Source organism: Pseudoduganella sp. R-31, assembly GCF_049913235.1.
Taxonomy (GTDB): Bacteria; Pseudomonadota; Gammaproteobacteria; order Burkholderiales; family Burkholderiaceae_D; genus Rugamonas.
Map to the genome: position 1 here is coordinate 482,341 of NZ_CP183986.1, position 12,267 is coordinate 494,607.

General features: G+C 61.8%; 11 protein-coding genes. 9 read left to right on the forward strand and 2 right to left on the reverse strand.

Features of this window, described 5'->3' with window-relative positions; genetic code table 11:
- Nucleotides 1-19: 19 nt before the first annotated feature.
- The gene (gene argB / locus ACN9MY_RS02200) at nucleotides 20-913 is read right to left on the reverse strand and encodes an acetylglutamate kinase (protein ID WP_090435962.1); all 894 of its coding nucleotides are present in this window, start codon (nucleotides 911-913) and stop codon (nucleotides 20-22) included.
- Nucleotides 914-1,066: 153 nt separating this feature from the next.
- Here argB and ACN9MY_RS02205 point away from each other — a divergent pair, with 153 nt between their 5' ends.
- Together ACN9MY_RS02205 and ACN9MY_RS02210 are read left to right on the forward strand one after the other, a co-directional pair.
- Complete coding sequence (locus ACN9MY_RS02205) at nucleotides 1,067-1,276, forward strand: cysteine-rich CWC family protein (RefSeq protein WP_426336796.1); 210 nt, start codon at nucleotides 1,067-1,069, stop codon at nucleotides 1,274-1,276.
- A complete protein-coding gene (locus tag ACN9MY_RS02210) occupies nucleotides 1,276-1,539 on the forward strand; it encodes a SemiSWEET transporter (protein ID WP_426167052.1) in 264 nt (87 codons plus the stop codon). The genes ACN9MY_RS02205 and ACN9MY_RS02210 overlap by 1 nt, the downstream gene beginning before the upstream one ends.
- Here ACN9MY_RS02210 and ACN9MY_RS02215 read toward each other — a convergent pair.
- A complete protein-coding gene (locus ACN9MY_RS02215) occupies nucleotides 1,481-2,449 on the reverse strand; it encodes an extracellular catalytic domain type 1 short-chain-length polyhydroxyalkanoate depolymerase (protein ID WP_426336797.1) in 969 nt (322 codons plus the stop codon). The genes ACN9MY_RS02210 and ACN9MY_RS02215 overlap by 59 nt on opposite strands.
- 108 nt (nucleotides 2,450-2,557) lie before the next feature.
- Between ACN9MY_RS02215 and ACN9MY_RS02220 the strand changes: the two genes are divergently transcribed.
- The 7 genes from ACN9MY_RS02220 (at nucleotide 2,558) to ACN9MY_RS02250 (ending at nucleotide 12,206) form a co-directional block, all read left to right on the forward strand.
- Complete coding sequence (locus tag ACN9MY_RS02220) at nucleotides 2,558-2,782, forward strand: DUF1289 domain-containing protein (RefSeq protein ID WP_055927230.1); 225 nt, start codon at nucleotides 2,558-2,560, stop codon at nucleotides 2,780-2,782.
- Nucleotides 2,783-2,786: 4 nt separating this feature from the next.
- Nucleotides 2,787-3,695 (forward strand): MBL fold metallo-hydrolase, encoded by a 909-nt coding sequence (locus ACN9MY_RS02225; protein ID WP_426167056.1) that lies wholly within the window; start codon nucleotides 2,787-2,789, stop codon nucleotides 3,693-3,695.
- Nucleotides 3,696-3,819: 124 nt separating this feature from the next.
- Entirely contained in the window at nucleotides 3,820-5,400 is a 1,581-nt protein-coding gene (locus ACN9MY_RS02230; RefSeq protein WP_426167058.1) for a hypothetical protein, read from the forward strand.
- Between the two features lie 57 nt (nucleotides 5,401-5,457).
- Entirely contained in the window at nucleotides 5,458-7,053 is a 1,596-nt protein-coding gene (locus ACN9MY_RS02235; protein WP_426336798.1) for a DUF4139 domain-containing protein, read from the forward strand.
- Nucleotides 7,054-7,063: 10 nt separating this feature from the next.
- Nucleotides 7,064-8,023 carry an NAD(P)H-dependent flavin oxidoreductase gene (locus ACN9MY_RS02240; RefSeq protein WP_426167062.1) on the forward strand — a complete coding sequence of 320 codons (960 nt, stop codon included), beginning with the start codon at nucleotides 7,064-7,066 and terminating at the stop codon, nucleotides 8,021-8,023.
- 238 nt (nucleotides 8,024-8,261) lie between these two features.
- A complete protein-coding gene (locus ACN9MY_RS02245) occupies nucleotides 8,262-9,512 on the forward strand; it encodes an ABC transporter substrate-binding protein (RefSeq protein ID WP_426320233.1) in 1,251 nt (416 codons plus the stop codon).
- A 90-nt stretch (nucleotides 9,513-9,602) separates the two neighbouring features.
- Nucleotides 9,603-12,206, forward strand: coding sequence for a TonB-dependent receptor (locus ACN9MY_RS02250; protein ID WP_426320235.1), 2,604 nt, complete (start codon nucleotides 9,603-9,605; stop codon nucleotides 12,204-12,206).
- The last annotated feature ends 61 nt before the right edge of the window (nucleotides 12,207-12,267 follow it).

The following is a 12,267-nucleotide window of genomic DNA, read 5'->3' on the forward strand; positions in this document are numbered from 1 at the left end:
TAGAAAACCGCCAAAAATTTTAGTGAGACCGGATCATAGTGCCAAAAGCCTGTTCGGTCAAGACTTCCAGCAGCAGGCTGTGTTCAATTCGCCCGTCGATGATGTGCACGGTGTTCACGCCGGACTTGGCAGCGTCCAGTGCGGAAGAGATTTTTGGCAGCATGCCGCCCGAAATCGTACCGTCGGCGAACATTTCGTCGATTTCGCGCGCCGACAGGTCGGTCACCAGGTTGCCGTTCTTGTCCTGCACGCCGGCGATGTTGGTCATCATGATCAGCTTTTCAGCTTTCAGGATCTCGGCGATCTTGCCGGCGACAACGTCAGCGTTGATGTTGTAAGCCTGGCCATCTTTACCGAAGCCGATCGGGGAAATAATTGGAATAAAGGCATCATCCTGCAGGGCTTTCACCACGGCCGGGTTGATCGCCTCGATCTCGCCGACGAAGCCGATGTCCAGGAATTCGCCTGGTTTTTCCTTGTCCGGCATGGCCATCTTGCGGGCGCGGATCAGGCCACCGTCCTTGCCGGTCAGGCCCACTGCCTGGCCGCCGTAGTGGTTGATCAGCATGACGATGTCCTGCTGCACTTCGCCGCCCAGCACCCACTCCACCACTTCCATGGTTTCTTCGTCGGTAATACGCATGCCCTGCACGAAGGTGCCTTGCTTGCCGATCTTCTTCAGCGCATTGTCGATCTGCGGACCGCCGCCGTGCACCACCACCGGGTTCATGCCCACCAGTTTCAGCAGGATCAGGTCGCGCGCGAAGCCGTGCTTCAGGCGCTCTTCGGTCATGGCATTGCCACCGTATTTGATAACGATGGTTTTGCCGTGGTAATTACGGATGTACGGCAGCGCCTCGGCCAGGATCTGAGCCTTGACTTGGGGCGTAACGCCGCTCAGGTCAGTGGACATATCCGGGTCGCGGGCAGGCAGGTTGGTCATGGCGGGGGTTCCAGAAAATTAGATTTAAGGTCAATGGTGCGCATTATAGGGCCAATTGAGTTGTAATTTACGGTTTGATCCGCTAGTCTGGCCATCTCCCTTACGCATGATTGCATTGATGATATGAGCACCTGTGAGCGTTGCGGCGTCGAGTTCCACTGCGCCATGGCCGATGCGCCAGCCGGGCAGAAGCCGACTGGCGCGCCGGGCGAGACGCCGTGCTGGTGCACTTTCCTGCCGCTTGCGATTCCGGTTCCCGGGGCCGATGCCGTCGGCTGCTGGTGTCCTGCCTGCCTGCGTGCCCATATCGCCTCCCTGGAAAAACCGACCTGATGTTGCTTCAACCTGACCTGCTCGGCTTTATCGCAGCCTTCTGCACCACTTTCGCTTTTGTACCCCAAGTCCTGCTGGTTTGGCGCCAGCGTCATGCCGACGGCATCTCCACCGGCATGTACCTGATCTTCAGCTTTGGCGTGCTGCTCTGGCTGATTTATGGCCTGCAAACCAATGCCTGGCCAGTGATTATCGCCAACGGCATCACCCTGGTGCTGGCCCTGTGCGTGTTGGCGATGAAACTGCACTTTTCGCGGCGCTGAAGAAGCGCATCATCTCCCGGCTGGCATCCGGCCCGCGCGGGTCGGTGTAGCTGCCTTCCGCGCTACCGCCGGACCAGGCATGGCCGGCGCCGTGGATCACCCAGTGCTCTCCGAGAGGCGAGCCGTCTTCCAGCCAGTGCGCCTTCAGCGTGAAGGCGTGGCCGTCGGGTACCTGGCCTGCCAGCGTGGCCGGACTGGCCTGCTCGCCCAGCGGATGGCTGCGCAAGCCCTGCGCCAGCACTTCCTCGCCATTGGCGGGGTGCACGGTGCGGTCCTGGTCCCCGTGGAACACGATCACCGGCTGGCCCGCCGTCAGGGCCGCCTGCGCGCGGGCCGCGCCGCGCCGCATTGCCAGCAAGGCTGATGGCAGGTCGCGCGCTGCGGCGAAGGGCAGGCCCGAATGCACGCCCACGGCGGCAAACAGGTCCGGATACAGGGTGCCGGCGATGACCGCCATGGCGCCGCCAGCGGACAGGCCGGCGATGTAAACCTCGCTTTGCAGTACCGGATAGCGCGTCATGACGTCGCGCGTCATGGCGGCGATGATGGCGGGTTCGCCCTGGCCACGCTCCTGGTCCAGGGCGCTGAACCAGTTCCAACATCGGGTGTGGTTGGCGTCCGGCGTTTGCGCCGGGTATAGCACCAGGCAGCCGCGTTCTTCGGCCACCGCATTCATTTGCGTGCCGGCGGCAAAATCGTCGGGATCCTGCAAGCAGCCGTGCAGCATCACCAGCAACGGCATGGGCTGGCCTTCGTAACAGGATGGTACGTACAGCTTGTAACTGCGGTTGCCGGCGCGGCAATGGAAATCGCCGCCGATGAATTGCGGCTGGCCGGGGGCGGCACGCCCGAGGCGGTGGCGCGCGAACTGGCCCAGCGCGCGGGAAAACCAATGGCGATCGAGCTTCATATGCACCTCGGAGGCTGGTTGGTCGGTTTGTCTCCTCGCCACTCCTTATTGTTCTGGTGCCCCATCAGTATATGGCCATTCCAGGCACTTTTGCCGCACTGCGGTAAAATGTCGGCCATGAGTACTGAACTGCCGCCAGGCGCGCCGGAACTGGCCACGCCCGTGCCATCACCCTGCATCAGCCTGTGCAAGATGAACCAGGACACTGGTTTTTGCGAAGGTTGCCTGCGCACCATTGACGAGATCGTCGCCTGGTCGCGTGCCGACGACGCATACAAGCGCGCCGTGTGGGCTGAGCTGCGCCGCCGTGAGCAACTGATCGACTTTGACTGACGCAATGAAGCTACACCCATCCATCCACGTTTTCGAACGCGGCTGGCTCTCGTCCAATAATGTCCTGCTGTTGGGCCGCCACGACGCTGCCATGATCGACAGCGGCTATGTCGCGCACAAACAGCAGACGCTCGACCTGGTGCGGCACGCCTTGCACGGCCGCCGCCTGGACCGGCTGTACACGACGCACCTGCATTCCGACCACTGCGGCGGCAATGCTGCGCTGCAGGCGCATTTCGGCTGCGACACCTATATCCCCGAGCCGGAAGCTGAAAAAGTACGTCACTGGGATGAAGACGCGCTCAGTTTCAAGGCAACCGGCCAGCAGTGCGAACGATTTTCCATCGACGGCGTGATTACCGCCGGCGAAACGCTGACGCTAGGCGACCTGGAATGGCAGGTGCTGGGTGCACCGGGACACCACGCCCACTCGGTGATCTTCTATTGCCCGTCCGAGAAGGTGCTGGTATCGGCCGACGCGCTGTGGCAAAACGGTTTCGGCGTGATCTTCCCCGAGCTCGAAGGCGAAGAAGGATTTGCGGAAGCCGCGGCCACGCTGGACGTGATCGCCGGACTGGATGTGAAAGCGGTTATCCCGGGCCACGGTGCGGTGTTCGAGGACGTGGAAGCCGCGCTGGCGCGCGCCCGCCGCCGCCTGGACTTCCTGTCGGCCGACCCCAAGCGTAATGCAGAATACGCGGTCAAGGTTCTGCTCAAATTCCTGTTGCTGGAGCGCCAAAGCATGCCAGTGGCCGACGTGGTGCCGCTGTTCGCCTCGATCCCGTTGATGCAGGCGATCGCCAGCCGCCACCTTGGTATGAGCACCGAACAATTGGCCGCGTGGGCCGTCAAACAACTGGTGCGCGCCTGCAGCGCACGCGTCGAGAACGACATCCTCCTCAACGACGGCTGACTTCGTGTCACACCATGGGGTCACACCCCGAGAGTGACACGGACTCTGCTAAGCAATAGTCGCGTTCGTGTCACACTTAGGGTGTGACCCCAAGGTGTGACACGGGCTCGGCTATACTGGTTGCATGAGCGACCAATCCCCGCGTGTCCAGCATGTCAGGCAGGTTCTGTTATGGCCGTTGCGGCTGATGCCGCCAGATGGGGCCGAGCGCGCGCATGCGCGGCCCTGGGAATTTCTTGGGGCTGACTCGCCGTGGCGCGAGGTCACTTCTGCGCAGGACGCCAGTGCGGCCTTCCAGGAGCGCTACTACACAGAATTCGTCAGCTTCCTGCCCTATGTGCAGCGTTTCCTGTTTGGCGCTGGCCAGCGCCGCATCTTCCGCCGCAAGGATATCGCCAAGGTACGCGTGACCACGCAGGCCGGCGTCGAGCCTCGCGTGCTGGATGTGCACAATCTCTGCCTGCATTTTTTCTTCGACGTCGACATCGTGCTGCTGGTGATGGAGGTCGGCGCCAACGACCTGCCTTTCGACGATGCACAGGATTTGCTGTACCGCTTCGGCCGCGCCTACCCTGCCGGCTGGGATGACGCCGGTAACGCGCTGCATTGCATGCATGGCGTCGAATGGCTCGATGCCCACGGCCGCCTGCTGGTGCGATCCGATGCGCAGGAGCGGCAAGCCTTCATCGACCAGGTAGTGCGCCACCAGGCGCCGCGTATTGCTTCACACTGGCGCTACTTGCTGGAACCGATGGAGCCCGATGCGCCCGGAGCTACGGCGGCGTTGCGCTACCGCCAGGTGGAGTACTACCGCATGCCGATGATGGCCTACCTTGCCGTCGACCGGCCGAGCGAGCTTTCGCCGTCGGACTTTGCGGCCCTGGGCACGATGGCCGGTACTTCGTCCGCTCCTGCCGATGCTCAGCGCACGCAGTCGGACGGTGTCGACCGCCGCTATTTCTATGACCGTTTCTGGTGCAATGGCGGTGCCGCGCCTTACACGCGGTATATCTGCAGCGGTTATGCCCTGGTCGTGGTGGGCGACGCGGCTTCGCAATTCTTCTGCTGCAAGGAGCGCGGCGTGCTGTCGCAGTTCCGGCACCAGCACTTCCTGCTGTTCATGATCGCCCACCTGCAGAAGGCATCCCTGCTGATGTTTTCCGACCGCCTGGCGGAGGCGCTGACGCAATTGCAGGTGACGGATGCCGACAGTGTGCGTTCTTTCAAGCGTCGCATCCGTTACGCCTTCGAGAGCTTCCTGCGATTCACGCACCGCTACTGGTTCACCGAAATCTCGGACCAGCAGCAGATCCGCGCGCTGTTCCGCATGTGCGGCCAGCACCTCGACATCGAGCGTGCTTACGTGGAAGTCAAAACCCGTGTGGCCGACATGAACGGCTACCTGGAAGCGGACAGCCTGCGGCGCCAGGCCAATACCGTTGTGCGCCTGACGGTCGTCACCATCTTCGGCATGATCGGCACCATCACTACCGGCTTCCTTGGCATGAATCTTCTGGCGGAAGCCGATGCGCCAATGTCGCGCCGCGTATGGATTTTCGGCTCGGTGTTCGTCATCACTACCGCGCTCACCGTGTACACGATGGCGAAGTCCAAGCGCCTGTCCGACTTCCTCGATGCGCTGTCCGACGAACGCCTGTCGGTGTGGACCAAGGTAAAGGCCTTGCTCGGGGTGTGGCGTTCTTAAATTGACAATATTTCATGCGCGCTGCAAGATCAGGTTTTACATCGCCTGTGAGCCTTCATGAAGCCAAGCCGTATCGCCACCGCTGTAGCCCTTTGTTTCTCCCTGTCGGGATTTGCCTGCGCCAGCAACGCGCCGATTACGCGCGTGACCCTGTATTCCGGGACCGCCACCGTGGAGCGCCAAGCCCAGGTTGCCCCTGGCATGAAGGAATTGGAGATCACCGGTTTGCCGGCCAATTTCGATGCGCAGACGCTGCGCATCCAGGCTTCCCCGGGCGTGCAGGTCGGCCAGATCGTGACGCGCGACGTGGGACAGGCGGAAGCAGTCAGCCCGCGCGAAGCGGAGCTGGAAGCGAAATTGCAGGCGCTGGAAGACAGCCGTGACCTGCTGAACGTGGAGATTGAGTCGTCCGTGCTGGTGAAAAACTACCTGTCCAAGCTGAATGGTGGCGAGAATACCTCGACCCCGGTCGACGGCAAGTCTCTCGGTGCCGCGGTTGACACGATCAAGCGCGGCGGCCGTGAAGCCTTGGCGCAGATCCAGCGCAGCCAGATCCAGCTGCGCGAGATCGACAAGAAAATAAAGACGGTACAGCGCGAACTGGAGAAGGTGCGTAGCGGGGCGCGCGACCAGCGCAGCATTACCATTGCCGTCGCGGCGCAGCAAGCTGGCAGTGTCCAGCTTTCCTATCAGGTCAATCGTGCGGGCTGGAAGCCGGCTTACCGTGCCTCTCTGAACTCCACGACGTCCACCATCGAACTGGAACGCATGGCGGTAGTTGCGCAGAAGTCCGGCGAGGACTGGAGCAGCGTCGAAATGCGCCTGTCGACCGGCCAGCCGCGTCTTTCGCCGCAGGCGCCCGAGCCTGTGCCGCAGCGCCTGACCTACTATCCGCCAAGGCCGCCGCAGCAGCACAACTATGGTGCTGCGCCGGAAGCTCCGATTGCAGCGGCCCCGGCTCCCGTGATGGTCACTGGCAGCCGCATAGCCCAGGATACTTTCATCCCACCTGTGCTGGAAACGCAGGGCACGTTCGATACGGAATTCGCTGTTCCCAACCGCGTCACCCTGGCATCCGACGGCCGCGAAATCACGCTGGCCCTGTCGACCCTGAAGGTCGCCGCCAAGCAGCGCGTGCGTGTGGTTCCCCGCCAGGAGAAATTCGCCGTGATAACGGCGGAAGCCGAGCGTCCTTCCGGCGTCTGGCTGAACGGGAATATCCAGTTATTCCGCGATGGCGGTTATGTCGGCGCTACCCATTGGAACACCCAAGCGTCGGACAAGCTGGCGCTGTCCTTCGGCCGCGATGACCTGGTGCGCGTCACGGTGGATCGCGCCGACCAGCAGTCGGGCAGCCGCGGATTCCTGTCGCAGCGCGGCGAACAGCAGGTGGCGGACGTGTTCACGATCAGCAGCTTCCACAAGACGCCGGTCGACTTGCTGGTGCTGGAATCGACGCCTGTCAGCGCGTCGGAAGAGATCAAGGTGAAACAGGTGTTCTCGCCGCAGCCTGGGATTGCGGCGTGGGAGCAGCGCCAGGGCGTGGTGGGTTGGGAAAAAACCATGGCGCCAAATGAGACCATGAAGATCAACGTCGGCTACAGCATCACGTATCCGAAAGAGGGTACAGTAGGCGGCATGCAAAATTTCTGAGGCCAACGCCATGACACTACCAGCCGCATTGCAGCACCTGGCCCTGCCAGTCATCGCTTCCCCCATGTTCATCGCCAGTGGCCCTGCGCTGGTGGCAGCCCAGTGCAAGGCGGGTATCGTCGGCTCCTTCCCTGCACTGAATGCGCGGCCGAAGGAATTGCTTGATACCTGGCTGACGGACCTGCAAAAGGAACTGGCCGACTACCAGGCCGCCAACCCCGGCGTGCGCGTGGGCCCGATCGCGGTCAACCAGATCGTCCACCATTCCAACGAACGCCTGGAGCACGATGTGGAAGTATGCGTGCGCCACAAGGTGCCGATCATCATTTCCTCGCTGCGCGCGCCGCCTGTGGAAATGTTGGATGCTATCCACAGCTACGGCGGCATCGTGCTGCATGACGTGATCAATATCCGCCACGCGCAGAAGGCCTTGGAGGCGGGTGTGGATGGCCTGATCCTGGTCGCCAGCGGCGCGGGCGGCCATGCCGGGACGCTGTCGCCGTTTGCGCTGGTGGGCGAAGTGCGGCGCTTCTTCGACGGTCCGCTGGCGCTGTCCGGATCGATCGCGACCGGCGACGCGGTGCTGGCCGCGCAGGCGATGGGGGCGGACTTCGCCTACGTCGGTTCGCGTTTCCTGGCCACGCAGGAGTCGAACGTTACCGAGGACTATCGCGAAGCCATTATCGAATCGTCGGCGGCGGACGTGGTTTACACCAACCTGTTCACAGGCGTGCATGGCAACTACCTGAAAAAGTCCATCGTTGCGGCGGGGCTTGATCCGGAAAACCTGCCGGAATCGGACAAGTCGAAAATGAGCTTCAACAGCGGCACAGCCAAGGCATGGCGCGATATCTGGGGCGCTGGCCAGGGTGTCGGCTTGATGCACGATGTGCCGACTACCGCCGAACTGGTGGAGCGAATGACGGCAGAATACAACGCTGCGCGCGCTCGCCTGCAACTCCGCACGTAATAAATGCGCGCGTTTCGTAATGTTTTGTAAGCGCCCATGACAAGGCGTGAACGCAATCACCGGGCTGCGGCCGCTGTTCTGTAAAGTTTTGTAAGCACTGCCGCAGTTCTTCTGCAAAATCCTCATAAAAATCAATGGTTTGTGAATGGCGTCCGTACGCGAGGGCGTCGCTGGTGTCACATTTTTCACGGTGTTAGCATGAATTTACTGATCGACAGCACCCCGTGGAGAAGCCGCCGTGCCAACCAGCCGTATCCTGCGAGCCGCACTAGTCCTAGCGCTGATTTGCACCAGCGCCGCACGCGCCGGCACCCTGGTACTGGAGAGCTGGCGGGTTGACGACAAGGCCCTGTGGGAAACCGTGCTGCTTCCCGCGTTCGAACGCAAGCACCCGGGTATTTCGGTAAAGTTCTCGCCCACCGCTCCCACCGAGTACGACACCAGCCTGGCCGCCCGCTTAGGCAACGGCACCGCAGGCGATATGCTGGCCTGCCGTCCCTTCGACACCTCGTTGCTGCTGTATCGCCGTGGCTATCTGGAAAAGCTGAACGGCAAGGCAGGGATGGAGAACTTCGCATCTGGTTCGCTGGTCGCCTGGCAGACGGACGATGGCAAGGATACTTTCTGTATGCCGGTCGCCTCCGTGATCCACGGCTTCCTGTACAACAAGAAGATCTTCAGGAAGCTGGGCCTGCAGCCGCCCGCGACGGAAGCGGAATTCTTCAACGTGCTGGATGCCGTTCGCAAGAGCCAGTACGCGCCGCTGGCGCTGGGCACAGCCGACGAATGGTTGTCCAGCCAGACCGTGTTCACCAATATCGGCCCGAATTACTGGGGCGGCGAGCAAGGCAGGCGTGCGCTGATCGCTGGCAAGGCCAAATTCACCGACGCGCCCTTCGTTGCGGCCTTCGAGTTCGAGGCGCGCCTGGCAGCCTACATGCCCAAATCGGCGCCGGTGCAGACTTACCGCGATGCCCAACTGCTGTTCGCCCAGGGCGGCGCCGCAATATATCCGGCCGGCTCGTGGGACATCTCCTATTTCAACCAGTTTCCCGACCTTGAGCTGGGCGTATTCGCGCCACCGGTGCAGCAGGCGGGCGACCGCTGCCAGATTTCCGACCACATGGACATCGGCATCGGCATCAATCGCAAGTCGCGCAACAAGGCTGACGCCTACAAGTTCCTGGCCTGGCTCGGCTCCCAGGAATTTGCGGACCTGTACACCAACCGCGTGATCGGCTTTTTCACGCTATCGAATCACCTGATCGCAGTCCGCGACCCGCTGGCCAAGCAGATGGCCGCCTGGCGCACGACATGCGATTCGAACTTCCGCCTGAACGCGCTGATCATGAACCGCGGCTTGCCGAATATGGAAAGCGAGCTTTGGTCGGTAAACGCGCAGGTCCTGAACGGAAAGCTGGGCGCGCGCGAAGCGGCGGCGCGCATCCAGAACGGTTTTGCGAAGTGGTATCTGCCACAGCAGGAATGATCACACTCCCCCAAGCAGTGTGTTGGCCCCGGCATGGGGAGTATGCCGGGGAATTTTTTGCAGCGCTTTAGAGACGATAAGGAAAAAGAAATGAACGGAGCACCGCTAGGAAGGAAGAAACTACCGCAGTTGATCGCGCTGATGTTCGGCACGCTGGCACTGCATAACGTGCAGGCACAGTCTGCGGAGGGCACCGACACCCTGCAGTCTGTGGAAGTTCGCGGCATTCGCGAAACGCTGAAGCGCAACCTGGCCGAGAAGCGCGATGCGCTGAATGTGGTGGATTCCGTCACGGCGGAGGACCTGGGCAAGTTCCCCGACAAAAACGTGGCCGACTCCCTGCAGCGTATCCCTGGCATCTCGGTCGACCGTACCTGGGGCGAAGGCCGCGATATCTTTGTGCGCGGTACCGACAAGAACCTGAACATGACGCAGTTGAACGGCCAATCGGTGGCATCGGCCTACTGGTGGAAAAACGATGCGCAAAGCCGCGGTTTCAACTACGACATCCTGCCGTCCGAACTGGTGGGCAGCCTCGATGTCTTCAAGAGCCCTTCGGCCGATCTTGATGAAGGCAGCATTGGCGGCCTGGTGATCGTCCGCACGCGCAAGCCGTTGCAATTCAAGAAGCCCTTCACCGCGCAAGCCTCGGCGGAAGCGACCTACAGTGAGCTGCCGAAGAAAACCGACCCGCAGTTTTCCGGCTTGGTGAACTGGGTTAACGAAGCCAAGACCTTCGGCGTGCTGGTTGCCCTGAGCCGCCAGGAGCGCACGATGCGCCGCGACGGCCTGGAAAACTTCACCGACGCGACCAAGTACAACATCGTCGACCAGAATGGCGTGGTTACCCCGAACGCATACGCCTCCTGGGGCGGCGGCACGCCGATCTTCCGCCAGGATCGCGAGCGCACCACCGGCAATATCACCCTGCAACTGCGCCCGACCCCGCAATCCGACATATCGCTGAATTACCTTAATTCCGATATGAAGATGGATAACAGCAACCAGAACTACCTGTGGCAGATCGGCGGCCTGGCTGACGCGAACAACAATATTCGTGTGGATAACCCGCGTTTTATCAACAACTCGGACGGCGGCAAGTCCGTGGTGGGAGGCACCGTGGGCCCGGTGAATGGCGTGTCGTTCGAGCCGATCTACCGCGAAGCTTATGTGAAGTCCAAGGTTCTGGACCTGGAAGGCAGCTACGACGGAGACAACTGGAGGCTCCATGCGCAGACCGGCACGACTTCCGGTTCCGGCGGCAGCAAGCATGACCGCAACTTCTGGTTCACCGGGAACACCCGCGCTACGATCAATATCGCGCCGGACACCTACGAGGTGAAATACCTCGACATGAGCCCACTCGACCCCACCAAGCTGACGCTGCAGAGCGCGCGCGACTGGATTCGCCGCATGGAGAGCAAGGAGAACTACGGTCAGGCCGACCTGACCTTCGACCTGGAAAATCCTTACATCAAGTCGGTGAAGGTAGGCCTGAAGTACCGCGACAACAAGGTGCAGAACCGCCGCACCATCGGTACCGTCGGCCCGGGCAGCGTGGGCTGGATTCCTTACACCCTGGCCGACCTCTCCACCGGCGCGTCGCCGATGATCAGCCAGGAGGCCGCAACGGCGGGCTCACTGACCCAGTTCGCCTGGGTGGACGATGCCCTGGCCGCAAGCAAAGGCTTCGCCATGTACGACAAAGGCATGGTCTACAAGGAGGCGAAGGGCGAGTACTACCGTATCCAGGAGAAGATTTCGGCCGCATACGTGCGCGCCGACTACGCCTTCGATAAATGGCGCGGCGACTTCGGCGTACGACTGGTGCGCACGAAACAGACCTCGGATGCCTACCAGGACCTGGACGGCACCGGCAACTATGTGCTGGGCAGCGTAGGCCGCAGCTACACTGACGCACTGCCGAACATCAACGTGGTGTACGATTTCCGCAAGGACCTGCTGCTACGCGCCGCCGCTTCGCGCGTGATGGCCCGCAACACCTTCAGCGACCTGAGTGCCAGCACGGAGGTCAGTGGCACCACCAATGCCGCCACCGCAGGCAATCCGCTGCTCAAGCCTTACCACGCCAACCAATTCGAGATTGGCGCGGAGTGGTATTTCGCCGATGCGTCGCTGCTGTCGGCAACCGCCTTCGCCAAGCAACTCGATACCTTCATTTACACCTCGACGGCGATGGAGAACGTGGCAGGCGTGCAGCGTCCGGTAACCCGCCCGCACAATGCCGACAATGGCGCAAAGGTCAACGGCCTGGAAATCCAGTGGCAGCAGGCGTTTGGCAGCAGCGGCTTCGGCACTGTGGTCAACTTCACCTACACCGACGCCAAGACCGGCGCGGTGGCGGGCGGGCGCAAGCTGAATGTCATCGGCAATTCGAAGAACCAGATGAATGCCAGCGTGTTCTACGAGAAGAACAGCTACAGCGTGCGCCTGTCGTACAACTACCGCTCCAAGTCCTACGGTGGCCTGGACCAAGGCGGCCAGGACGTGACCAGCGCCTACGGCCAATGGGATGCCACCGCCAACTGGGATATCACCCCTCAGTTGAGCATCTTCGCCAGCGCCGTGAATATCGGCAATGAGCTGATCCGCACCAACACCACCGACGGCTTGCCGGTCGGCGTGTACGAAAACGGCGCGCGCTATAGCGTCGGCCTGCGCGGCAAGTTCTGATCTGCCGCAACGCCCCCTCCTGCCCGGGAGGGGGCTTCTTCATCCTCGCCCTTCGGATTCA